Origin of the sequence: Actinobaculum suis (genome assembly GCF_900618115.1) — a bacterium.
Taxonomy (GTDB): Bacteria; Actinomycetota; Actinomycetes; order Actinomycetales; family Actinomycetaceae; genus Actinobaculum; species Actinobaculum suis.
Map to the genome: position 1 here is coordinate 377792 of NZ_UYIO01000001.1, position 25056 is coordinate 402847.

Consider the following 25056-nt stretch of genomic DNA (forward strand, 5'->3'; position numbering starts at 1 on the left):
AATTCGGTGGACTCTCCCGGTAGTACCGACACTCCGAATACGATTTCGGGCACGGTAAGCCTACTTAATTCTGACGCCAAGCCGCTCATCTTCAGTACCGGTAAGGTTCCGCTGAAGGGCGTACGTGTATATGCACAGTGGTTCGAGCATGGTGTTGCATCGCCCGTTTATACGTCGGTTTCTGATGATCAGGGCAACTGGGGCATTATCATGCAGCCCTTCCTGGGTGCTGATGGTGCTGTTCATACTTTCGATGCGGATCCGAATCTGCCCGAGGGCGAGAAGTTCCGCGTTTGGTCCGACAATCCTGATCCGTCCTCGTACTCGGTGCAGTACTCGTGGGGAAATCGGCAGATTTTCCCGAAGACTGACGCCTATGAACTGCAGGGTGGTACCAACTTCCTAGTCGGCACGAATGAGATCAAGCCCGTATCCATTTTCTACCAGGCCAATCCGAATCGGGAGCAGTGGCACCTAGATGCGGGTAGTGAGAACCTGGTAGACACTTCGGATGTGACTAAAGATGCGTACGGCCAGATTCGTGGTCGCGCCATGTGGCAGTACGGAGTTGACTCCATCATTTCGAGCTATGGGGTTACGCCGACTACCTGGGCGGCAAAGAATCCCGAGGATTCATGGGCGCCAGGCCTGCGCGTTACCGGATCGTATCTTAGCGATTACGGGGTTAACTACATTAACGATCACTTCACGAGCGAAGATGGGCGCAAAGCTCGCGAGTCTGGCTGGACTGACAAGGATGAAGCCGAGCTTCAGACTTGGATTCAGACGCAGATTGCGCGCGAAGGCAAGGAAAAGTGGATCGCCGAAACGGCGACCGCGACTACCGGTATTGACGGCACGTACCGTCTGCAATTCAAGGGTACTTTCGGTAATAGTGCAACCGAGAAGGGCATTGTTTCCGAGGGAAAGTTCCACAAGCTTGCGAACAGCCCTGCCGACGGTTGGTGGACTGCTGGCGCTCTGGTTTCGAAGCACATCAACTTCGATTACTTCGCCCTGACCGCTGAGAATGCAGAAGGTGTTGAAATTGCTAGCGCGACGCCTCGCACTGGTTTCGTGAATGTTTCTACTCAGAACGTCTGGGGCGTTGGTAACCCTGGTTTCCAGGAACGTTACGATTACAACTTCGTTTTGCAGCCGAGCGATCCTCGCTTTGATGTGACGCCGTATGATTCCAACGTCAACTTCGCCAAGATTGGTGACACTGCGGAAACTAAGACGACCGGCCTGGGCTATAAGTTTGACCCGGATCGTACTTACACGATTACGTGGACCACTGAAGAACCTCAGCCGGACGGTAGCTCAAAGACCGTCGAAGTAAAATCGTGTGAAATGGTTCCGCCGAACCAGGATGGCACGCTTGAGTCGTGCCCGCTCACCGTACCGGAAGATGCCTTCTCTCAAGGCGAGAAGTCTCGTACCTATACTGCAACTATTCGGGCGGTAACCAAAGATGGGAAGGTTTCGGAGCCTTTCGGTATCGATTCCTTCACGGCGCTACCGACGCCGGCCGCACCGCTTGGTTCGGTAGGGGACGAATACAACCTGCCGTCGAATTTGGAACTCACGGTTTCTAAGAAGTCGGATGCAAAGGTTTCGCGCGGTGACTACACCACGGAAAACCCGTTGCCCGAAGGATTGGAACTCGATCCGAAGACTGGCACTATTTCTGGCACACCCACCAAGCCAGGCACCTACCCGGTGACGCTGACTCGGCAGTACACGGTTGAGGTTCCGGGTGCGGATCCGATTTCGGGTACGCAGAAGGTCGAATACACGATCATCATCACCGATTCGCCGCTAGCCGACGGACAAGAGGGTAAGGAATACAGCCAGAAGGTTGAACCGCAAGGTCTTCCGGAAGGTGCCTCGGTTCAGAACATGCAGGTTACTAACCTGCCTGAGGGCCTGAAGTTTGATCCCGAAACACAGACCATCACGGGTACCCCGGCGGAAGGCACTTCGGATCAGAGTCCTTATGCCGATGTGAAGGTCACCTACGATGTAGTCCTTCCTGCAGGTGTGAATGTTGATGGTAGCGAAAAGGTGTATATCGGCAAGAATCCTGCCGACGTCGTTAAGCAGCACACCGATACCGTTACGCTCAACATCACGAAGCCGGAAATTGTCGATGATGATCACGATGGAGTACCCAACGAGCTCGACAAGTGCCCGGAAACTCCGGAGGGTCAGAAAGTTGACGAAAACGGTTGCTCTTTGAGCCAGAAGCTCGAAGGGTCCTACACGGATACTCCGGCCAACATCGGCAAGGAAGCTACTTCGGCTGCTCCGGTCTTCGATAATGTGAAGACCGAGGACGCCAAGGAAGCTGATCCGGCTCCTAAGGGTTCGACCTTCGCGCTCGGCCCGAACGCTCCGGCTGGCGCCAAGGTTAACGAAACCACTGGCGAGGTCAGCTACACGCCGACTCTCGATGATGCAGAGAAGACGATCTCTGTACCGGTTGTTGTTACCTATCCGGATAATGGAGGTACCGACAACCTGACGGCAAACTTCGTCGTCGGGAAGAAGGATGCGGATACGCACAACCCGAGCTATGGTGATGCGTCTGGTAAGCCTGGCGAGGAAGTGACTGTGCCGTTGGTTCCTGGTGATAAGGAACTGCCGGAAGGCACGACCTTTACTGGCCCGAAGGACGATCCTTCGGTGACGGTTGACCCGAAGACTGGTGAAGTCAAGGTTACGGTTCCGGCTGATGCTCAGCCTGGTTCCGAAATCACCAAGGAGATCACCGTTACCTACCCGGATGGTTCGCAAGAAACCATCCCGGTCAAGGTCAAGGTTGCTGAGCCGATCGATTACCAGCCGGCATACAAGGAATCGCCGCTCGTCAAGCCTGGGGAAACCGCAAAGTCCACCCCGAGCTACGAAGGCGACACTCCGGCTGCTGCTAACTACTCCATCGCTGACGGTTTCGTTGCCCCCAAGGGCTGGAATGTGGCGATTGACAAGGCCACTGGCGAAGTTACCGTTACCACTGCCGCAGAAGGTGTGGAAGGTCAAGAGTTGAAGGTTCCGGTTCACGTGGAATACCCGGGTACGGGTTCCGCGGCGGACGATATTGAAGCTACCTTCCAGCTCGATTCGGACGGCGACGGCGTGCCCGATGCCACCGACCTGTGCCCCGGTACCCCCGCGGGCGTGAAGGTTGATGGTTCCGGTTGCTCCCTGAGCCAGATCTACGACGGTAGTTACGCTGATACGCCGGCCAAGGTTGGCAAAGAAGCAAAGTCTGCTGCTCCTGTGTTTGACGTCGTATCCACGAAGGACAAGCAGGAAACCGAAGCTGCACCGGAAGGCTCCACCTTCGCCCTGGGTGAAGGCGCTCCGGAAGGCGCAGCCGTAGATCCGCAGACCGGCGTCGTCTCTCTCACCCCTGCACTCGAACAGGCCGGCACGGAAGTTACCGTTCCGGTAGTGGTGACCTATCCCGATAACAGCGGCACTGATAACCTCACCGCGAAGTTCGTGGTTGAGCCCAAGGATGCGGATACGCACAACCCGGCTTACGAAGATGCTTCTGGTAAGCCTGGCGCGGATGTGACCGTGGACCAGACTGGTGATACGAAGCTGCCGGAAGGCACGAAGTTTGCTGGTCCGGAAGGCGATGACACCGTGACGGTTGATCCGAAGACTGGTGAAGTCAAGGTTACGGTTCCGGCTGATGCCAAGACCGGTGACGTGATTTCTAAGGACATCACTGTTACTTACCCGGATGGTTCGCAAGAAACTGTTCCGGTGAAGGTGACGGTTGTTCCGACCGATGCGGATACGCACAACCCGGCTTACGAAGATGCTTCTGGTAAGCCTGGCGCGGATGTGACCGTGGACCAGACTGGTGATACGAAGCTGCCGGAAGGCACGAAGTTTGCTGGTCCGGAAGGCGATGACACCGTTACGGTTGATCCGGCTACTGGCAAGGTGACCGTGAAGGTTCCGGCTGATGCTAAGGCCGGTGACGTGATTTCTAAGGACATCACTGTTACTTACCCGGATGGTTCGCAAGAAACTGTTCCGGTGAAGGTGACGGTTGTTCCGACCGATGCGGATACGCACAACCCGGCTTACGAAGATGCTTCTGGTAAGCCTGGCGCGGATGTGACCGTGGACCAGACTGGTGATACGAAGCTGCCGGAAGGCACGAAGTTTGCTGGTCCGGAAGGCGATGACACCGTTACGGTTGATCCGGCTACTGGCAAGGTGACCGTGAAGGTTCCGGCTGATGCTAAGGCCGGTGACGTGATTTCTAAGGACATCACTGTTACTTACCCGGATGGTTCGCAAGAAACTGTTCCGGTGAAGGTTACGGTTGTTCCGACCGATGCGGATACGCACAACCCGAGCTATGGTGATGCTTCTGGTAAGCCGGGTGAGGAAGTGACTGTGCCGCTGGTTCCTGGTGATAAGGAACTGCCGGAAGGCACGACCTTTACTGGCCCGAAGGACGATCCTTCGGTGACGGTTGACCCGAAGACTGGTGAAGTCAAGGTTACGGTTCCGGCTGATGCTCAGCCTGGTTCCGAAATCACCAAGGAAATCACCGTTACCTACCCGGATGGCTCGCAAGAAACCATCCCGGTCAAGGTCACGGTCTCTGAACCGGCTGCGAAGGACGCCGATAAGCACACGCCTGGTTACGGCGAAGCGTCTGGTAAGCCTGGTGAGGATGTGACCGTGGATCAGACTGGTGATAAGAACTTGCCGGAAGGCACGAAGTTCGCTGGTCCTGAGGGTGATGACACCGTGACGGTTGATCCGGCTACTGGCAAGGTGACCGTGAAGGTTCCGGCTGATGCCAAGGCCGGTGACGTGATTTCTAAGGACATCACTGTTACCTACCCGGATGGTTCGCAAGATAAGGCGACCGTGAAGGTGAAGGTAACTGAACCTGAAGTTGTGGTTACGGATGCTGAAAAGCACACGCCTGGCTACAACGATGCTTCTGGCAAGCCTGGTGCGGATGTGACCGTGGACCAGACTGGTGATACGAAGCTGCCGGAAGGCACGAAGTTCGCTGGTCCGGAAGGCGATGACACCGTGACGGTGGATCCGGCTACGGGCAAGGTGACCGTGAAGGTTCCGGCTGATGCCAAGCCCGGTACCGAGATCACCAAGGAAATCACTGTTACCTACCCGGATGCTTCGCAAGATAAGCCGACCGTGAAGGTAACGGTTACCGAACCGGAGAAGCAGCCAACGGATGCCGATAAGTATCAGCCGGTTTACGGTGATGCTTCGGGCAAGCCGGGCGATACCGTAGAGGTTCCGCAGACTGCCGATCTGCCTAAGGGCACGAAGTTTGCTGGTCCGGAAGGCGATGACACCGTTACGGTTGATCCGGCTACTGGCAAGGTGACCGTGAAGGTTCCGGCTGATGCCAAGCCTGGTTCTGTGATTGAAAAGCAGATCACGGTTACTTACCCGGATGGTTCTAAGGAAACCGTGACCGTCAAGGTCAAGGTTGCCGAACCGACCCCGGTACAGACGGATGCTGACAAGTATCAGCCGGTTTACGGTGACGCTTCGGGCAAGCCGGGCGATACCGTAGACGTTCCGCAGACTGCCGACCTGCCTAAGGGCACGAAGTTTGCTGGTCCTGCTGGTGACGACACCGTTACGGTTGATCCGACTACTGGCAAGGTGAGCGTAAAGGTTCCGGCCGATGCTAAGCCTGGTTCTGTGATTGAAAAGCAGATCACGGTTACGTACCCGGATGGTTCTCAGGAAACCGTGACCGTCAAGGTTACGGTTACCGAACCGGCAGATACGACGCCGAAGGCGGAGCCCTCCGCCCCGGCAGCGGATCAGTCCGCGCAGAACCAGCCGGCTGCTACGGAAAAGGCAAAGGCTCCGAAGGCTAAGGTACAAGCGCCGGCAGAAAAGCCGAAGCGTGGCAAGCTGTCCTTCACGGGTAGCGATGTAGCTGGCTTGGCCGGTATCGCAGCACTGTTTGCTGTGGCTGGTGTAGCGTTGGTTCGCCGCAACAAGCGCAAGTAACAAGTAGCCTGGCAAGTAGTCCGACAGCTATCAAATGAATAGCTCAAAGTAGGTGGCGCCTCAGCTTAGGTAGCGCCGAGTTCTAGGTGGCGCCCGCTTCGCGCCGGCTTCCCAAATACTCTCTCAATAGAGGGAGGGAAGGGGCCGGGCGCGGCGGGTAAAACCAAAAGGCCCCGGCCCGGAGGGCACTACGAAAGTAGTGCTACTCCCGGGCCGGGGCCTTCTACATATTTAGACGTATACGCTTGAAACGTATATGCGACACGGAGGCGTTTCAGTTACTCAGCTACCAGAGCCTTAGCTGCCGCCTTCAGCTACCGGTACTAGCTCCCAGCTTCAGATACCAGGTGCTAGCTCCCAGCTTCAGGTACCAGGTTTCAGGTACCAGGTTTCAGCTACCACAGGCAGGCAATATTTTTTGCCAGCAAATTGGGTATACCTGGGATTCCAAGTTGCCTTGATTATTTTGATTATTTTGCAACTCTAGGCCTGGAAGGCCGCGTTGTCTTGGGGTCCCTATTGGGCCTAGGAAGCCGAGCCGGTCGAGGAAGCTGGGTTAGCCGGCGGAACTGGGCCACCCTGAGCCTGCGAAGCCGGGTTAGCTGGCCCGGTTTGCGGAGTTTGCTGCTGGCCCGGCTGGGCATAAGACGTGGGCGAACCGTAGGCACCCGGAGCGCCATACTGCTGCGTCGGGGCAGGAGCAGGCTGGGTGGGCGGCGTCGTACCTTGCGGATACTGCCAAGCCGGGGAAGCAGCCGGTGTGGCAGCCTGCCACTGCTGGGGCAGGAGCGGCACGGCGCGGCGCTGCGGCCGGAAAGGAATCGACAAACCGGCAAACACCAGGCCACACAGAGAAGCCAAAAGCAGCAAGTAAGCGCCCATTCCGTGTTCCACAATTCGCAACTCGTGCAGGTCCTCCGTAACAAAGATGACCATTATTGCGAACTCAAAGAAGAACGTGACGAACGCAAACGCAATAGCGGCGATTCGCACCCCACGTGACCCCGTTCGGAAAGTGAGCCCCGCCAAGATCAGCACCGGCAAGGTGAATATCAGGAACAAAAACCCGAGTGCCATCAGTTCGTCAGTAAAGAAATTGATGGTAAAGCGCCACGCTTTTGCCAACGGCAAGAACAAAGAAATAATTGCGAGACCGGCACATACCGCCACGCCTAACATCGGCCAATTGTTTTTCAATGTGGCCTTATCCCGCACCCACTTGAAATAAACACCCGCCGAGCCCGCAAAAGCATTGCTGGGCTGTTGATATCCGTAACCGGGATACGGAGCCGGGCCCCCACCGGGTGCACCTGCAGGCGGTGGCGGGGGTGTTTGGTTTCCCGGGTTTTCTCGGTGAACCGGTGGAACGGAATTGTTAGTGTACGGATAATCTTGTGGCTGTGAACTCGTCATGAGTAGATGCTTCCTTTCGAGCAAAATGCTTGCGGTGGCACAAGCAGATAAGGAAATACTATTCCAAGGTAGAAAAAGTGGCGCCGAGGTCCGCTTTTTAAACCTCAGCGCCACAAAATATTGGTAACCCGTTATACAACTAGCACGCACGGAGTAGTATGCGCCAAGCCCGCTGGTTACCGTGCCTGCACGCAGATCTAAGCGGGTAACCCGCACCCGCACGCCGCCGCCTCAACACAGAAATGGTTTAAATGGTTTTAGTGAGCGCGGCGTTGCAGGCGGCCAATTTCAATCAGCAAGACGGCCCGGCCTTCCAACCGGATCCAGCCCCGCGAAACGAAATCAGCGAGAGACTTATTAACCGTTTCTCGCGAAGCACCTACTAAGTGTGCCAATTCTTCCTGCGTCAGATCGTGTGCCACGAAGACGCCTTCCGGAGTGCGTTCACCGAAGCGATTAGCCAAATCCAGGAGGGCCTTAGCTACGCGTCCCGGCACATCGGAGAAGACGAGGTCTGCCATATTTTCATTAGTGGCGCGCAACCGCTTCGAAAGTTCGCGGAGCATGGAGATTGCCAGTTCCGGATGTTCCCGAATGAAAGCCTTCATATCGCGATGCGAAAGGGAAAGCAATTTCGTGGGGGCAATCGCGGTAACCGTGGAAGACCGCGGGCCCAAATCGAAGAGAGAAAGTTCGCCAATAATTTCGCCCGGGCCCAACACTGCGATGAGGTTTTCCCGTCCATCATCTGAAGTGTGGCTGAGCTTCACCTTGCCGTCGGTAATAATGTAAAGGCGATCGCCTTCGTCGCCTTCGTGGAAGAGGCTCTCGCCGCGCTTGAGCGAGCCATCACTCATCATCGACCCGAGAGAAGCCAGATCTTCCTGGCTCAGATCTTTGAAGAGAGAAACTGAACGCAAAACGTCTGTATCCACCGCATCCTACTTTCTGACTACTGTTATATTCGCTTACGCGATCATGGCGCAAAGCGCCACTTTCCGTTCACCTCACATCTTGCCAAAGATATAGCGAAAATGGTGACTTATGGCTCATGAACTGCGTAAATTACGCGAAGAAAGCTCAGAACCAGTGATAGAAGCGCCTTTTCGGCGTTCCTGGAAAGCCTAAAAATCATTCTACCCCGATAACGTGCGGTAGGGCACAACTCCGGTATTGGCGTGGGCGCGTCGCGAAGTTAGCCATGACCAGCTAGAACTCTATCCGAAAAAGGCTAAACCAAGTGAGGCAATGATAGGCACTACGCCCAATAGTACGAAAGCTGGTAAAAAACACGTAGTCAACGGTAATACCAACCGGGTGCCAAGCTCGGCTGCCGCTTCCCGCGCCTCCCGGATACGGCGGGCCCGGTGGCTTGCGGAAGCGCGACGCAAAAGCGGTACGGGAGCGGCGCCGTCGTGCCACGAAGGGGCAAGGGTATCGCGCAAAATACGGCACCTTTCGGGTACGTGCGTCCAGGCTTCCTCCCAGCTCGCACCTAAAACTAAGAGCCGCGCGGTAAGCTCCAGCCCGCACGGTTCCTGTTCTTCGGCGGTAGCCGCGGCGACGGCGCGCAGCGCGTCTGGTACGGAAGCACCGGAAACGAGGGCGGCCCGGGCAAGGTCGGCAAGGGTCGCTGGATCGGAAGGCGGCAGGGCCGGCGGCGGGGCCGGGCGGCGGCGCGCAAAGAACCGCGGCGAAGTGTAAGCACCAGCAGTAAAAAGCGCCAACAGGCCAGCGGCAAACACAAATATCATTGTCCCATTCCTGCCTGGCGCACCAGCCGCCGCGTCCACCAAATCCCGGTGCCCTCAAAAATAATTGCGAGCACCAAACACACCAGCCCAAAAGGTGAACCGAAAAGGAAACCAAGCGGGTTCGCGCCAAAAACAATCCCTAAGAAAATCCCGAAAATGGGCAGGCAGGCCAATATTCTTGCGCTGGAAAGCGGGCCGGCGAGCGCAATTTGGCGTTCCCCGGCCGCTTCTGCTGCTTCCGTAATACCCTGCGCGCAGGCCTCTAAAACGTCTGCGGCGGAAGCCCCGGTCAGATGCGAAAGTCGGCACACGGCGATCACGGGCGGGATTCCGTACAAGGACACGTCCTTGCGTTTGCGGCGCCGGCTTGCCGTTTCCCAAATCATGCGCAAGGCGCGCGGCACCCCGGTAGCATCAAGTTCGCCGCCGGCAGGTACCGAAAACCCTTCCCGGGCAACGGTTAGCCGCCACGCATTTTCGGTAGTGGCACCAGAACGCATCCGCGCTGCTGCTTCCGCGGCGAGCATCCCTATATCCGTAGTGCGGGCCGCTTTCCGTGCGGATTTCTCTTTCGCGCGGCGGGCCTTTTGTGCCGCGCGGCGTTCCCGGTTGCGTTGGCTTTGGGCCAGTAACGCCGGGCGCGTCCCAGCCCGGGGTGCCCGCCGCGTATAAACCGCGGCTAACAAAAGCAAGGCGCAGGCAAGGAAAATCATGGCGCGGCTGGCCTCCTACTACCTGGGGAGCTACCTGGAGGGTTCCCGGGATAGTTACTCGGAAAGTATCCCAGAGAGTTACTTGGAGGGTTCTCAGGAAAGTTACTTGGAGAGCTACCCGCAAAGCCGAGCCGCGGGCCCAGTTTTTTCCAGCCGGCACAGAAACGTAACCGAGGCGGTGCGGACGCGGCAGGTTTTGCCTGCGCGGCGGGTTCTACCAGGGCGGTGGGTTTTGCCGGGGTAGCGGGCTCTGCTAGGGCTGTGGGTTCTGCCAGCGCGGCGGGTTCTGCCCGGGCTGCAGGCTCTACCAAGATTGCCGGTTCGGCGCGTAGTTCTCCGCCCGCGCGGGTGAACACCCCTATCTGGGTAATCATCCGCATGCCGTGGCGGCGTTCCACGTGGATCACAGCGTCCAGGGCACTCGTGGCCTGGGCAGCAACCACGTCCTCCGTCATTCCCGCGAGCGCGCCCAGCGCGGTGAGCCGGGCGGGAACATCCAACGCGGAATTGGCGTGAATTGTTGCCCATCCTCCTTCGTGGCCGGTATTGAGCGCAGAAAGTACGTCCCGCACTTCGGGGCCGCGGCATTCGCCCAGCACTATTCGGTCGGGCCGCATCCGCATGGCTGCCCGCACCAGTTCACTCATACTCACTTCTCCCACGCCTTGCACATTGGCGTGCCGCACCTGCAAATGCACTACGTGCGGGTGGTGCGGGCGCAGTTCTGCTGCCTCTTCGATAACTAAAATGCGTTCGGTTTCCGGCACTTCCGAAAGGAGCGCGGCCAGTAAAGTAGTTTTTCCCGAACCGGTAGAACCAGAAATCATCACGTTGGCACGCCGTGCCACCAAAGCTTCCACGATAGGCAACAGTTGCGGGGCCACCATGCCATTTTCCGATAGTGCCGTCAAACTAAAAGTGATCGCCCGCTGGGTTCGCAAAGAAATAAGTGCTCCTTCCGCCCCGAGCGGCGGGAGTACCGCGTGCAAACGCAAACCCCCAGAAAAAGTGCCGTCCGCAATCGGGGAGGCATCATCGAGCCTTTGCCCGGCCGCCGCGGCCAGCCGTACCGCTAGTGCCCGCACATCTGCTTCGGTTTGTAGGATTTTTGCTAGTTGTGGGGCCCGTTCCAGCCCGTTCCCGCGATCTATCCATGCCCCGGCCGTCCCGTTGATGAGAATATCGGTGATATCTGGTTGGTCTAACAAGTTTTGCAGTTCCGGGCCAAACCCGGCGGCAATCGCGCGCAGGTTACGGTCGCGGCCCAGGAGTTCTTTGGCTCCCACCGCTTCCGGCACGGTTTCTGCCACCACCGTGGCCACTCTTTTTCCGCGCGCAAGATTTAGCCGCGCCGCCCGCAAACTAGCTTGGTCTGGCCGTTTCATAACGCACTCTTTTCCGCGAGGGTGCGGGCCAGGCGCGAAATGTCTCGATGCGTGGCAGAACGGGTGCGCGAGCCAAGCGCTAGGCCATGCTCAATATCGGCGTCGAACCCGCGTAAGGGGCGGATGAGGTGTACGGGGTGGTCGATTTCTTCCGCGAATGAGGCAGCTTCTAATTTATTGGTGGCGCGCGTGGCTACGGTAACGGTACGGCTGGTGAGCCGGGAGAGGGCGAGTTTTGCCTGACTCACCCCACGCACCCCCGGCACGGTGAGGACCACCAGGTGGTCACACCAGTCCAGCCAGGTGGCGGCGGTGCTGCCAGGTTGCAAAGCTAGGCGCGGCAAATCTAATACGGTATGGTCATGCGATTGGGAAAGGGCATCAATGGCACGTTGTCCCACGGTTCCGGTGGGTACGACGGCGCCGCGCCCATCTGCCGATAACACCCGCAAGGTGCCGCGTGCTGGCAAAGCGTCGGCCAGGCGGCCGGGCACGAGCACGCCGGCGGATTCGGGAATATCGGCCCAGCGCAGGCCGGCCGCGTTTTCCATGGCTAAGAAACCTAAAAGCCCGGCGGAAGCCGGATCTAAATCGGCTAGGGCCGCCCGGGCGGGTAGGCAGCTAGCGATCCAACAGGCGAGCGCAGTTACCCCAATCCCGCCGCTAGCCCCAACCACGCCGATAGTCAGGCCGCGCCGGGTAGAACCGGCGGCAAGCATGAGTTCCAAAAGGTCTTCGGCTTGGGCGGGAAGTTCCAAGGTGATCGAGCCGGAAGCAAAATAGGGCGCGTAGGCCGGATGGAAACTAGCTTTCACCCGCACCCGGGCACCCGCGATTTCTTCAAGCCGCAGCACGGCTTCCTGCCCGCCGGCGCGTTCGGCAACCTGTTTGACGGCGATCCCTGCCAGTTCCGCGATCCGATTCACTTCCTGCACTGTAACCCCGTGCGAACCGGTGAGGGAAACCGTGTCCATAATATTTCCGCGAGTAGCATCCATAGCTGGCAGTCTGGCCAGAAAAGAAAACCGCGGCGTGGCCGGTGGGCGCCGCTGTGGAAAATAGGAACGCGGGGCCAAACTGTGGAAAGTTCGGAGCGAAAGTTCGAGGCGGACGGGCGGCGCGGTAAACCGTTTCGGCGGCTCGCTGGGTGGGCGGGTTGCTGGGTGGGCGGATCGCTGGGTGGGCAGGTTGCTGGGTGGGCGGCTCGCTGGGATTCAGGGTAGTTTTGGGCCACTGTAGGCCGCTGAGCATGGACTTATGGGCCTTGATAGGGAGAAAATGTGCAAAACGCCCGGCCAGTTTCGTACCTACAAAAATTTGTCGCGTATTCTTTTGGCAGAGAAATATTATAAGGAGGAACCTGTGTCAACTCCCAATGATCCGTACAACGCGCAGTCGCGCCGTCCGCTCGATGATGAAGACTTCTTGGCTCCCATCGAGGAATCCGTGCCGCCCGCGCGGAGTGGTAGCGCGATGAGTGCGGCCAGTATGGCCAGTGCTGCCAGTGCGCAGGAAGCTATTAGTGCTTTGGAAGAACCAATCTTCGACGAGCCGGCGGATCAGCAAAACGCAGGTTCTTATTCTTCCGGCACTGCCGGCGTGGCCGGTGCTACCAGTGGGGCCGGCACTTATGGTGCCACTAGCACGGCCGATGCCAAAGCTACCGCTGGCGCCGAAGCTATGGCTGGCACGGCTGCCTCAACCGGCACAACCGATACTGCCGGCACTACCGGTACTACGGGCACTGCGGGTGCGGAGACTGCCGCTGTCGAACTATCCGGCCCCGCCACCGTAACTGGCCCAGCTACTGTAGCTGCTCCAGCTGCCGTAACTGGCTCAGCCGCTACTTCCGGCACCGCTGGTGTTGCCGCGGGGGCAAGCGGTCCGCGCGCGCGGCGTTCCGTCTGGCCGGCGGGCACCATATCGGATTCCTCCATCGCAGGTGGTGCGGATGCGCCAAGCGCGGCGTCGAGTAGCGCGGCAGGTTCGGTGCCAGATGCGGTGCCACCTGTGGCCGGTACCGAAACTGTTGGCGGTACGAGTTTTGGCACGGGCACAGAAAACGTTTTTGACGGGGTGGGCGCCCCGGCTCCTACTCCGGCCCCGGCCTCCCAACAGGCCGCTATGCCGCCCGCCCGCGAGTATGCGACTTTGGGTCAAGCAGCCGGGATCGATAAGCCGGTGAGTGCAGAAGGCGGGGAGCAAATCAGCCCCTATGTGGCCGAAGAAATCCCGTACACACCGCCGGCCGCGCCGTCCGAGTTCTCACCTGCGCCGGAATCGGAAGCACAAAGCCGCATGTCGCAGTGGGCCACGGTCGAAGGCGGTGCTATCGCACTGCCGGAAGAACCGAAGGGCCGCGGGTGGACGCACGTGTGGGTGACCTTCGTGAGTTTCCTATTAGTCGTGGTCGGTTGGTACCTGATTTCTGACGGTATGGCCGGTTTGCGGCTCGCCCAACCTCTTACCGAAGAATTCCTGGCCGACCCAGCAAGCGCGCACGCAGCCGGCGTTTCTTTCGTTCCCCTCGTGGAACTTTTGGGCGGCGGCGCAGCGCTCCTTTTGCTGGGTTTGCTAGCGCGCAGGTCTAGTTTTGCGGCGCAATTCTTCGGCGTCGTCTTTATTGTGGCAGGCTTGCTCACGCTGTTCGTACCCGCACTCGGCATGTATGCGGCGCAGGGCTGGGCGCAAGTAACCGCCTCGCTCAACTATCAAATCGTCCAAAATATTACGGCGCACCTGTTCCGCAACTTTATGTGGGGTGGGTTCCTCATCTTCGGGGTGGGGCTGTTCAGCATCGGTTTCGCCGCCCACGGGGCACGACGCCGGGGCGCCCGCCGTGCCGAAGCAACAACCCGCCGCGAAATCTACGAACAGGGCAACTAGCAAAACTAGCAGAGGAGTCTAGCAAGCCGGCTGGGCGGCCGGCGCTACTTCCACGATTTTGGTAGTGCCGTGAATTTTGGTGCGTCGCTTCCAGGCTTGGACCAGGGCGGTAAGGCCGAAGAGCACGCCGTCCACGAAGGCCATCATGGCGGAGGTGGGCAGGTCGAGCCGCCACGCCACGAAGAAACCAATAATCGCGCTGGCAATGGCGATCGCGATCGTCAACGGAATTACCTTGCGCAGGTTGTGGCTAACCAGCAGCGCGGTAGCTGCCGGGCAGATCATGAGGGCAATTACCAGGATTGAACCGGCCACGTTAAAGGCCGCCACGATCGTCAGTGCCACCAAGAACATGAGCATATTTTCTACCGCGCGTACCGGCATGCCAGCCGTGAGCGCAAACTGCCGATCGAAGGTCGCGGTTTCTAGGACGCGGAAGTAACGCCAAATAAACAGGGCATTGATCGCGCATACCCCCAGCAGGATCCACATGGTCCGCGGGCCAATATCGTAATTCCCCACGATAATATGCTCGGTGCTCAGCGCCATGAGGTTCAGATCGCCGGCCAACACCGTATCGGTGCAAATATGGATATTTGAGAAAACCGTCGATAATAACAGCACGCCCAAGGAGAAGAGCGCGGGGAAGATAACGCCTTGGTCGGCGTCGCCGGCAAGGAGGCGCGAACCACGTAACCAGTTAGACGCCCACACAATAATCAAACCCATGAGCGTGGCCGCAACCACCATGATGGGGGAGTGTAGGCTCCCGGAAAGCGCCACGCCGATCACGATCCCGGGCAGTACCGCGTGAGAAATGGCGTCCACAATCATGGATTGGCGGCGCAGCACCACAAAAATACCCGGCAGCGCGCAAGTTACCGAAGCAACCGCGGCTAACAAGAAAGCAGCCGTAATAAAACTCATGAAACCGTCACTCCTTGCGCGCCTGCTTCGGGCGCGTCTAGTTTTTGCGCAGCTGCTCCCTGCGCGCCTGCTCCCTGCGTAGCTGCTCCGGGCGCGTCTAGTTTTTGTGCATCGGGTGCGGGCACCTCGGGTTCGGGTGCATCGAGTTCGCGCATTTCCTGCATATCGCCCGAAAGCTTGCGGCCGCGCCGGCGGGGGCTAAGCACCAAACCGACCACGAACATGAGGAACAAGAGCAGTACTACCACGGGCCCGGTCGGTACTTTGCCCGCACAAATTGACAGATAGGCACCTATCCCGCCGGCGGCCGCGCCAAGCAATCCGGAACCAAGCACCATTTGACTCATCGAGCGGGCAAATTGGTGCATTACCGTGGCCGGCAGAATTGCGAAAGCGACCATGAGGATCATGCCTACGGATTTCACGCCGGTCACAATCGCGATGGTAATGCACGTCATGAGCAGGCCGTTCACGATAGCGGGCCGGTAGCCGTAGCTCTGCGCGGTGAGCGGATCAAAAATACTCACTTTGAATTCTTTCCAGAACAAGATAAGTACGATGAGGATCGCAACTCCGAACCAGAAAATCGTGCTCAAATCAGAAGCCCGCGTGGTGGCAGCATTACCGAAAATATAGTTGGAAAGGCCGGAACGGTTCGGCAGGGAAGAATGATTTACCATGTGCAATCCGCACATCCCGCCGCCGTAAAACAAGGCGAGGCTTACTGCCATCGCAGTATCGGGGGCGATGGTGGTGCGCGCGGTGATCCAATGCGTGAACGCTACCGAAAGGAATCCGGATATGGCCGCGCCGATCACCAGTACCGTCATCGACTGGCCATTAATGCCGAGCACAGCGGTAGCGAAAACGAAAGCTCCCACCACGCCGAAGATCGCCGAATGCCCCATTACATCAGAGAGCAAAGACTGCCGGCGCAAATACAACAAAGAACCAAAAGCCCCAGCTAGTAGCCCTACCAGTAGCGCCGCCAAAAACGTGGTACGAAAACCGTAGGTGCCCAAAAACTCGCTGATTGGGATGAAGGAAAAGTCCATTCCGCTTACACCCCTAGCAGGTCGCTCGAAATTCCATAGGCTGCGGTAAGCGCCTGCGGTGCGAGCACCTTTTTCACGTCCCCGCTTTCCACTACGTGCCCGCCGGAAAGTAAAGTGGCGTGCGTGCAGAAACTCGCGAGGTTGTTCAGGTCATGATGCACGATAATCACGGTTTTTCCGTTCGCCACTTCGGCGCGCAGCACGTCAATAATGAGCGCTTCGGAAGCTTTATCAATGCCCGCAAAAGGTTCATCCATCAGTAATAGATCTGCTTCTTGGGCGAGTAGCCGCGCCACAAAAACGCGTTGCTTTTGCCCGCCAGAAAGTTGCGAAATGTGGCGCCGCCCCAGCTTTTCCAGGCCCACCTTTTCCATCGCCTGCTTGGCTAAGGAACGTTGTTTGCGGCCCGGCCGGCGCATCCAGCCCAGCTTCGGGTAGGTGCCCATGAGTACGACGTCGTTCACAACGATCGGGAAATCCCAATCAACATCGGCCGTTTGCGGCATATAAGCTACCCGCGGGCGCACTTTATCAAGGGGTTCCCCAAAGAATTTCGCGCTCCCCGTAGTGCCGGCCAGCAGGCCGAGCGAGGCTTTGAGCAGTGTTGATTTCCCCGAACCATTCGGCCCCACAATGGCGTGGATCGTTTGCGGAGAAACGGTTACCGAAACCGAATCGAGGGCGAGAGTGCGCTGGTAACCGGCACTCAAATCGCGAACGCTCAACGGTGCGTGCTGTGTCATTTTCACTTCCTCAGGAAAAGAAAGACTCCCGTTGTGAAGAATAACGAGGGAGGCTTTCTTAGCTAATTCGTGGCAATCGCGCTATTTGGTAAGCGCTCCCACAATTGCTTCAATATTGTGTTCGAAAGCGCCCAGGTACGTATCCAGAGGCGCGGTTTCGCCGAGGGTGTCAGCGAAAAGCTCGGTATCGGAGACTTCCACGTTTCCTCCCTTGGCGTGCACGGAATCCTGCAGGTGCTTAATCACTTCCGGATTCTTCAGGTTATCTTGGAAGACGACGCCGATCTTATGGTCCACGATCAACTGGGCCAGTTCGTCCATTTCAGCGGCAGACATTTCTGATTCCGAGGAAACGAAATCCGTGGCATAAACTTCCAGATCGTAGGTCTTGCCCAGGTAGTTAAAGGCATCATGGCCGGTAACCAGGAAACGCTTTTCCTTCGGGATTTGAGCCATTTGTTCCGCGGCCTTTTCGTGAGCCTTTTGGATTTCGGCATTGTACTTTTCCGCATTCGCACGGTAGGTAGCCGCATTATCGGGCCGCAGCTCGCTGAACTTATTGGCAATGTTGTTTACCGTGTACTGCCACAGTTCGGGCGAGTTCCACACGTGCGGATCGTGCCCTTCGATCTTGCCATCTTCTTCCCAGGGGAGAAGTTCGTTTTCGGGGATAGCTTCTGCCGCGGGTAGGGACCGTTCTCCCAGGTTATCGAAATGGTCCATCATGCGATGTTCCATATCGTGGCTCGTCCACACCACAACGTCTGCCTTATCGACCTTTTCGATATCGGCCGTGGTTAGTTCTTGGGTGTGGGGATCGCCGCCCGGGGCAACCAAGGTGGTGACTTCAGCTTCCGGATCGATATTCTGGATCGCGTCGGTAAGATAGCCGGTAGTGGAAACTACTTGGATCGGGCCGGAAGAAGTAGCACCTGAGGTAGCCTCGGCTGTGCCTGAATCGGTGGCCGTGTCCGTGGCACAACCGCTCATAGTGGTAAGTGCGAGGACGCAAGCGGCAACCGATCCGAAGATGCGTGCGATTTTCATGTGTTCTCTTTCTAGGCATAAAGCCGTCGAATAATTCCAATTTGCGTTAGAGCTAGAAACGCTATAGCGCGCTAGTACGGTTAGGCTAACCTAATTCGCTACCCGCCGTAAAGGTAGAGAACCTCTCATCTTTGAAAACCATTCGCATTAACGCTGCTTACGTGCATGAATGCGTGATTGATCGCCTGGCGCGCGGTGCACATGGTTTCCACAGTTGGCGGCGCGGCACGCAGATTCACAGTTTTTCCTCCCGGCCGGGTGGGGCCAGGCCACTTCGACGATTCTTTTCCTAGGCGCTTTTCGAAGACGCCGGCACGCTCGCCGCATTATCACGCACCGGAGTTTTAGTTTCCCGGTTGTTGGTAATTGCAATGCGGCTGCGAGCAAAGAACTGGAAGAAAACAAAGAAAACAACAGTGGAGGAAAAATGTCTACACATTACGCAGATATTCGTCATAATCCAGGTGAAGAAGGAATGACGACGGCGGAATATGCTGTCGGTACTGTAGGTGCAACAAGCATTGCCGGAATCCTGGTTTGGCTAGCCCAACAAGACTGGTTCAAGGATATGATTTCGGCGCTCTTCAAGAAAATCTTTCGCCTTTAAACGTATTTATCCTTTGTTCATTATCTAGGCCTCGCCTTGTGCGGTCTTTAGATACAAGGCGAAATAAGGCAAATTGCGCAGAAAAGTTATTTTCTGCCATCGTGTGTCATTTTCTAGCAACTGGTGGGCAGGCCGAACGGCAGCAAAAACTGCTGTTCGTGCCTGCCCACTAGGGAAGGCCGCCGGGAAGTCCCACGGTAAAGGCTTCCGGTAAAAGCCCCAGGGAAAAGTCCGGCGAAGGCCGAGGGAAGGCACTGGGAGGCACTGGGGACGGTCGCAGGGGAGGCCCCACAGTGCGGGAAAGGAAACAGAGTAAAGGGACTAGTGGTAGGCGGCGAAAGTAGATGCAAAAGAAAAATACGCAGGTGATAGATTGCGGCGAACCCGCATCTGCGGTGCGCTGGGCGGGAAAATCTAGGCGCGATAAATCCGAAAGCGGCATGGTAACCGTGGAAATTGCCTTAGGAATGCTTGCTTTGCTGAGCGTGGTGATTTTGGCGCTATATGCCTTGTGGACGGCGGTGCAATATTTTGAGGTGCAAGATGCGAGCCGGGAAATTGCGGTGCTCGCGGCCCGCGGTAGATCTTATGAAGAAGTTTCGAGCCAGGTACTTCCTTCCGGTGCCAGCCTAAAAATTGATACTGGTTCGGGGCAATCAGGCCGGGCACTAATAACGGTAGAAAAACGGGCGGCCGGCCCTTTTAATCTCCAGCTTCGTGCCGAAACCCTGGTTGATCTAGAACCGGGTGTGCTGCTCGAAAAATAAGCCGTAAGGCCGGTGCCGAGGCATAAAGCCGCGGTCAACGCCGCGGAGAAATCCGGGCCAGAACCCGAGCAGAACCCAGCTATAACCAGGGCCAGAACTCAGACTAAAACCTAGCCAGAATCCGGGCAGTAACCCGGCAATAACCGGGCCGCAACCGAGCAGCATTAAAGATCAAAAAGCCCAGTACTAACCGGCATCGAAAAAGCATGGCGCCGCGAGCATCGGAAGTAACACGGATACCGCAAACAAACTGAGTACTGCGAATAGCACAGGAAGCCAAACAACACGGTCAAGAAAACAACACGGTCAAGAAAGAACACGGTCAGGAAAGCGGCACGGTCAGGAAAACAACACCGTCAGGAAAGCGGCACCGTCAGGAAAACGGCACCGTCAAGAAAGAGCACGGTCAGGAAAACAGCACCGTCAAGAAAGTAACACAGGAAGGCAAATGTATGGAGAAGTGGAAGTGCCGGTATGTCGAAAGCCGCCAGGTCCGCCCGCGCTCGCGGCAGCGCGCGTGGGTGCTTCCACATTTACATAAACGAAACTGGCGGAAGGCCGGGGGAAGGAACCGCGCAAAGACCTGGGGAATGGGCCGGGCAAAATTCTGGGGAAAGAACCGGGCGAAAGCCGGGCAAACACATGTAGGCCCGCCAAAACCCGGTGGCGGTACCGCAGAAACAGGGGCAGGAAGTGTTTTGACTATTGGGGCTATTGCCGTGCTACTCGCGGTATTCGCGGGTGCTATTGCAGTTGCGCAAGGCCTGAAAATACGTGGTCAAGTGCGCATGGTGGCGGACGTAAATGCAATCCAAGTGGCCGACCGTATTATTAACCAACACCAGGAAGTGGGCCAGGCCTGTGCACTGGCCGCCGCGAATGTACAAGCGCAGGGCCTGGAACTCACCTCTTGCCGGGAAAATGAAGAAATCGTGACGGTAGAAGTTCGCGGCAAAGTGCCGGCGTTGCCAGGCGTATATATGTGCCAGGAAGCCCGGGCCGGCCCGGTATAAACTTCGTGCCGGCCGATATGAACAAGGCATATTTTGCTAGGGCTTTCCGCTGTGCTTCGTGTAGAACATTTAGGCTTCTTGTAGCGCATCTAGTAGTAAACGCAGGAAAGCTATGGCGGCCTTTTTGTGTAGCGGTTCGTTATTGTTTCCGCATTTGGGGGATTGGATACAGCGGGGGCATCCGCTATCACACGGGCAGGAATCAACCAGGTCCAAAGTGGCGGCTATCCAGCGGGCGCCGGCGTCGTACCCGCGTTCGGCACAGCCGGAACCACCCGGAATCGCATCGTGCACGATCACCGTGGCACACCCCGTATCGGCATGCAAAGCCGTGGAAAGACCGCCCAAATCCCACCGGTCGCAGGTGGCGAAAAACGGGAGCATGGCGATCGCCGCGTGTTCGGCACCGTGCAGGCCGCCCGGCACTTCGGCCGCTAGAATTCCGCTCGCGGCCAGAGCCGCCGGTGTGATCGTCCACCAGGTAGCTTGCGTACGTAGCTGCCGCACGGGCATGGTGAGCGGCACGAAACCGAGGTACATGCCATCGCGGGCGCGGCGCAAATCGTATCCGGTGACCTGCGATTCAACGAGCACTTCCCCGCGCGCCCACACACCAGTGGGAGTAGAAATCGAGTTTTGGGTGTCCAAGATTTCCACGCGCGATTCTTGCCGGGCAAAGGTGCGTAGGTCGGCTTCTTCTTGGCGGGAGACGAAGGCTACTTCGGCGGTGAGGGATTCGACGTGGAAGGCGGCGCCTTGGTGGATGTAGATCGCGCCCGGGAAAACAGTGGTGTCGGCCCGGTTTGAATCGACCGTGCCCAGTAGCGCACCCGTGCTTTGCTCGATAATGGAAACAGTGGTGCCACTACCGCGCAGGTCTACGACGTCGTGTGCACAAACTCCGAGGGAAGTGTTCCAGAACCAGCCGGTGGGGCGTTTCTTCAAGAACCCTTCCGCTTCCAGGCGGGTGAAGAACTCGGGGCCGCTCACCCCAAAAATGTTGGCATCGGCGCTCGTGAGAGGTAGTTCGGCGGCAGCCGCGCACACGTGCGGGACTAACACATTGGGGTTGGCTGGGTCGAAAACGTTTACTTCGGCTTGCCCGGTAGTAATCTGTTCCGGGTGGGAGAGGAGGTATTGGTCGAGCGGGTTTTCGCGGCCAATAAAAATGCCGACGCCGCTTTGCCCGGCCCGGCCGGCACGGCCGACCTGTTGCAAGAAGGAAGCGCGTGTGCCCGGCCAGCCGCAGACAATTACGCCGTCGAGCCCGGAAATGTCGATTCCGAGCTCCAAGGCGCTCGTGGTGGAAAGACCGCGCAAGGTTCCTTCCCGCAGTTCTTGTTCGAGCAGGCGGCGTTCTTCGGGAAGATAGCCGCCGCGGTAGGCAGCCACCGAATCACGCAGGTGCGCGGCAATTCTCTCTAAATATTCGCGGGCGATTTGCGCCACCCGTTCCGTGCCTGGCCGCGAACGCACAAAAGTGAGAATCCGCCCGCCGGCCGCAACCAGGCGGGCCATGAGCTCCCCGGCTTCCGTATAAGCAGAACGCCGAATTTTCGGCGTGGTGGTTTCGGTGGACGTGGTGGTTTCGGTGGGGGCGGTGGGCACAGTGGTTTCGGTCAGCGCGGTGGTTTCGGTGGGCGAGGTGGTTTCGGTAGTTTGGGCAGGAGTTTCGGTAGTTTGGGGAGTTTCGGGATGTACCGCTACTTCTTGGCACCGCCAGAAAACGATATTCCGAGCACCGCTCGGCGAAGCATCCGCGGTTACTACCGCAACGTCCCCAAAAGCATCCCCTAAAAACCTGCGCGCAGTACCTTGCGGATCACCAACGGTGGCAGAAAGGGCCACAACGGTTGGCCGGGCCCCATAGTGCCGGGCCAAGCGCAATAAGCGGCGCACTACATGCGCGATATTTGCGCCAAAAACTCCCCGATAGTAGTGGAACTCGTCGATAACGAGCACTTGCAGGCCGCGTAACACCCGCGTCCACCGCGGATGGTTAGCCAAAATCGAACGGTGCATAAAATCTGGGTTGGAAAGCACAATATCGGCATATTCGCGGGCAAAGCGCCGGCCGTCCCGGTCCGTATCCCCGTCACAAACCGCGGCCGTGACCTGCGGATTTGCGGCAAGCAGGAGGTGGTGGAGGGAATCGTATTGGTCGGCGGCAAGAGCTTTGGTAGGGGCCAAATAGATCCCAGTAGGCCGGTGCCGCACTGCCGAAAGCCGGCTGGGCGATTCATGGGCCGGCAAGATTTTGGCCAGCAACGGCACCCAGGCAGCCAAAGATTTTCCCGAACCCGTGCCCGTAGCTACCACGGTATTTATGCCGCGGTAGATAAGGTCGGCAGCGGTGGCCTGATGCGTCCACGGTTTACCGGCCCCCGCCTCTTCCAGTGCGGCCAATAGCTCTGGTGGCACCCAGCTCGGCCATTGCCCATAGCTGGCCGGGCGGGCGGGTATTTGCACCTCGCCCGCAATCTGGCCGGCCTGGGCGCTGCGCCGTATCGTATCGAGAAGGAAATCCACGGCTACCAGTGTGCCACGCCCTGCCGCCGGCGGCTTTCGGCGCGTGTTTCCGTGTGGGCACAGGTTTGATTTGCGGCCGCTTCCGCGCAAGGGACGCTAGTTTTTGGTGAGAGGTTTCCGCGCGGGCGCATAAACACGGCAGCGCAGGGCAGTAGGGTGAACCCATGGACGAATTCTTGCCCGCCGCTAGCGTGGAACAACTTGCCGCTACTTTGCGCGCTGACCTTGCCGCTTACCGGACCGGCCCGGTGCGTGAATTACTCGGCGAGGTAGCTTACGGTGCCGTTTTGCGTGAACAACGCTTGCCCGCAGTACGGCGCTGCCACGCGCTACTAGCAGCCAGCCCGGAGCCTTCCGGGGCATTTTCGCCTGCCCAGCGGCTGGCGGCACAGATTTTGCTGCTAATGCTCGGTGAACCGTTACCTGCCGGCACGCTTGCCGCGGCTTTGCCTGCCACGTGGGCAAACCCGACGGCGCGGCACGCGCTACTCACCATGGCCACGCCCGCAGCGCTACCCGAAGCCGAGGGACCAGATTCCACAGCTACGGCAACCGCGCCCGCAGCCGCGCGAGCTAAATCCACGGATCCGGCAACCGCGCCCACAGCCACTCTCGCAACCGTGCCCGCAACCGCGCCCGGAGCTGCGCCGGCAGAACCCGCCACGCAAGATTTGTGGCAAGCACAGTTCCAAATAGTGCCGGTGCTAGACGGCTATGCGGCCGAAGCTGCGGAAGCAGGCGCCCCATCCGCAGGGGCAGGCGCCACACCTGCAATGCTTGACGGCGGCCAAAATATGCGAAGCGCCAAGCGCATCGATAGACGCGGCGGCGCTCGCGGCCGCGCTAACCACACCTCCGGTACCGGTGCCGGCTCCAACACCGGCAGCGCAACCAGCACCATCGCCGGTACCGCCGCGAACGCCAACAGCGCTGCCACCACCGGCCAAGAGTTTCTGATTGCCTCCGATTTTGGGGAGCTCGCAGGCCGCACGCCCAGCCCGGACTACGTGATGCCGGTGGGCGGGGCTACGAGTACTTTGGCGCGCGTAGTCATGTACCCGGCGGGGCGGGTGCTCGATTTAGGAACTGGCGCTGGATATCACGCAATTGTGGCGGCCCGGGCCGGATGCCAGGTAGTGGCCACCGATATTTCTACGCGGGCTTTGCGTTTTGCGGCGCTCAATGCCGCGCTGGCGCAAGTAACAGAAAATATCGAATTGCGGCAAGGTTCGCTTTTCGAACCGGTAGAAGGCCAATTCCAGACGATCGTTTCCAACCCGCCCTTCGTAATTACCCCGCAAAGTTTGCGCGAAAAACGCGTTTTCGCCTACCGCGATGGTGGTATGGGTGGCGATGAGCTCGTAGGCGAGCTGATTGCCGGGCTCGGTAAATATTTAGCTCCGGCAGGCCGGGCCTATATTTTGGGGAATGCGGAAGTGCCCGGCGGCCAACCCTGGTATGCCCATCCGCGGCGCTGGGCACAACAATCCGGGTTAGATGCCTGGTTTATTGAGCGGGAAAGAGTAGATTGTGCCCGCTATGTAGAAATGTGGTTGCGCGACGCCGGTTCCCGCCCCCGCGATCCGGACTATGAGGAAAACTATGCTGCCTGGCTGGCAGATTTCGAGGCCCGCGGCGTCGCACATATTTCTTTCGGCTACGGTATTTTCAGCCAGCCCCATAACCCCCGCACCCCGGTTTTCTGGGAACAAGAACTTTCTGGCCAGCCGCATGCCAAGTTGCGCTACCATTTGGCACGCGTGTGGGGTAGCCGCCATTTATGCGGGGTAGCGGATAGCCGCCATCTAGGTGAAGCAGCAATGGAAAAACTGCGCTGGCGCAAGCGAGACGTGATGGAGCACCGGGTGTATGCGCCGGGCGCGGAAGATCCAGCGCGGATTATGCTCGTGCAAACCACCGGTTTTGGGCAATCTTTGCCGGTCAGCTCGGAAACCGCCGCCATTATTGGGGCCTGTGATGGGGACGTAACGCTCGGTGCCCTGATCGCGGCGGTTGCTAGCATCTATGGCGAAACTGAAGAAAAAATTAGAGATACGGTCATGCCGGAAATTCGAGAAGCCGTTATGCTCGGGGTGCTTGAGGAATACGCAGCAGCGGACGGATGAGGCAATGTCTCGAAACCCGAATGTGTAGACTGCTATTTCACCAGTGGAAAGT

General features: G+C 58.3%; 18 protein-coding genes. 7 read left to right on the top strand and 11 right to left on the bottom strand.

The features are described 5' to 3' along the window. Positions 1–6: 6 nt before the first annotated feature. Entirely contained in the window at positions 7–6039 is a 6033-nt protein-coding gene (locus H8274_RS01515; RefSeq protein ID WP_185933648.1) for a Rib/alpha-like domain-containing protein, read from the top strand. Between the two features lie 525 nt (positions 6040–6564). On the opposite strand, the gene H8274_RS01520 is transcribed toward H8274_RS01515, so the two are convergent. After that, on the bottom strand, positions 6565–6975 hold the full coding sequence (locus H8274_RS01520) for a hypothetical protein (RefSeq protein ID WP_185933649.1): 411 nt from the start codon (positions 6973–6975) through the stop codon (positions 6565–6567). Between H8274_RS01520 and H8274_RS01525 the strand changes: the two genes are divergently transcribed. Beyond that, positions 6968–7267: a hypothetical protein gene (locus H8274_RS01525; RefSeq protein ID WP_185933650.1), complete on the top strand. Its 300-nt coding sequence runs from the start codon at positions 6968–6970 to the stop codon at positions 7265–7267. The genes H8274_RS01520 and H8274_RS01525 overlap by 8 nt on opposite strands. 442 nt (positions 7268–7709) lie before the next feature. Here the strand turns inward: H8274_RS01525 and H8274_RS01530 are convergent, their stop codons facing one another. The 5 genes from H8274_RS01530 to H8274_RS01550 form a co-directional block, all read right to left on the bottom strand. Then, positions 7710–8387 carry a Crp/Fnr family transcriptional regulator gene (locus H8274_RS01530; protein WP_049619530.1) on the bottom strand — a complete coding sequence of 226 codons (678 nt, stop codon included), beginning with the start codon at positions 8385–8387 and terminating at the stop codon, positions 7710–7712. Between the two features lie 282 nt (positions 8388–8669). Beyond that, on the bottom strand, positions 8670–9206 hold the full coding sequence (locus H8274_RS01535; RefSeq protein ID WP_185933651.1) for a type II secretion system F family protein: 537 nt from the start codon (positions 9204–9206) through the stop codon (positions 8670–8672). After that, positions 9203–9919: a type II secretion system F family protein gene (locus tag H8274_RS01540; RefSeq protein ID WP_185933652.1), complete on the bottom strand. Its 717-nt coding sequence runs from the start codon at positions 9917–9919 to the stop codon at positions 9203–9205. The genes H8274_RS01535 and H8274_RS01540 overlap by 4 nt, the downstream gene beginning before the upstream one ends. Beyond that, positions 9916–11304 carry a TadA family conjugal transfer-associated ATPase gene (locus H8274_RS01545; RefSeq protein WP_185933653.1) on the bottom strand — a complete coding sequence of 463 codons (1389 nt, stop codon included), beginning with the start codon at positions 11302–11304 and terminating at the stop codon, positions 9916–9918. The genes H8274_RS01540 and H8274_RS01545 overlap by 4 nt, the downstream gene beginning before the upstream one ends. Further along, positions 11301–12302 (bottom strand): CpaE-like family protein, encoded by a 1002-nt coding sequence (locus H8274_RS01550; protein WP_185933654.1) that lies wholly within the window; start codon positions 12300–12302, stop codon positions 11301–11303. The genes H8274_RS01545 and H8274_RS01550 overlap by 4 nt, the downstream gene beginning before the upstream one ends. Before the next feature lie 364 nt (positions 12303–12666). Here H8274_RS01550 and H8274_RS01555 point away from each other — a divergent pair, with 364 nt between their 5' ends. Then, complete coding sequence (locus tag H8274_RS01555; protein WP_185933655.1) at positions 12667–14190, top strand: hypothetical protein; 1524 nt, start codon at positions 12667–12669, stop codon at positions 14188–14190. 18 nt (positions 14191–14208) lie between these two features. On the opposite strand, the gene H8274_RS01560 is transcribed toward H8274_RS01555, so the two are convergent. The 4 genes from H8274_RS01560 to H8274_RS01575 form a co-directional block, all read right to left on the bottom strand. Next, positions 14209–15117, bottom strand: a complete 909-nt coding sequence (locus H8274_RS01560) for a metal ABC transporter permease (RefSeq protein WP_074662595.1) — start codon at positions 15115–15117, stop codon at positions 14209–14211. Then, entirely contained in the window at positions 15114–16172 is a 1059-nt protein-coding gene (locus H8274_RS01565) for a metal ABC transporter permease (RefSeq protein WP_185933656.1), read from the bottom strand. Before H8274_RS01565 ends, H8274_RS01560 begins: the two co-directional genes overlap by 4 nt. A 5-nt stretch (positions 16173–16177) precedes the next feature. Beyond that, complete coding sequence (locus H8274_RS01570; RefSeq protein ID WP_185933657.1) at positions 16178–16915, bottom strand: metal ABC transporter ATP-binding protein; 738 nt, start codon at positions 16913–16915, stop codon at positions 16178–16180. Between the two features lie 81 nt (positions 16916–16996). Continuing rightward, positions 16997–17962, bottom strand: a complete 966-nt coding sequence (locus H8274_RS01575; protein WP_049618905.1) for a metal ABC transporter substrate-binding protein — start codon at positions 17960–17962, stop codon at positions 16997–16999. Positions 17963–18389: 427 nt separating this feature from the next. Here H8274_RS01575 and H8274_RS01580 point away from each other — a divergent pair, with 427 nt between their 5' ends. The 3 genes from H8274_RS01580 to H8274_RS01590 all read left to right on the top strand — a co-directional run bounded on the left by H8274_RS01580 (position 18390) and on the right by H8274_RS01590 (position 20349). Continuing rightward, on the top strand, positions 18390–18569 hold the full coding sequence (locus tag H8274_RS01580) for a DUF4244 domain-containing protein (RefSeq protein WP_049618906.1): 180 nt from the start codon (positions 18390–18392) through the stop codon (positions 18567–18569). Positions 18570–18913: 344 nt separating this feature from the next. Then, entirely contained in the window at positions 18914–19336 is a 423-nt protein-coding gene (locus tag H8274_RS01585) for a TadE family type IV pilus minor pilin (RefSeq protein WP_049618907.1), read from the top strand. 452 nt (positions 19337–19788) lie between these two features. Next, on the top strand, positions 19789–20349 hold the full coding sequence (locus H8274_RS01590) for an Rv3654c family TadE-like protein (protein ID WP_185933658.1): 561 nt from the start codon (positions 19789–19791) through the stop codon (positions 20347–20349). A 69-nt stretch (positions 20350–20418) separates the two neighbouring features. Here H8274_RS01590 and H8274_RS01595 read toward each other — a convergent pair whose 3' ends face one another. After that, a complete protein-coding gene (locus H8274_RS01595) occupies positions 20419–22878 on the bottom strand; it encodes a DEAD/DEAH box helicase (protein WP_244924488.1) in 2460 nt (819 codons plus the stop codon). Between the two features lie 164 nt (positions 22879–23042). Between H8274_RS01595 and H8274_RS09560 the strand changes: the two genes are divergently transcribed. Then, positions 23043–25004: a methyltransferase gene (locus H8274_RS09560; protein ID WP_244924489.1), complete on the top strand. Its 1962-nt coding sequence runs from the start codon at positions 23043–23045 to the stop codon at positions 25002–25004. The last annotated feature ends 52 nt before the right edge of the window (positions 25005–25056 follow it).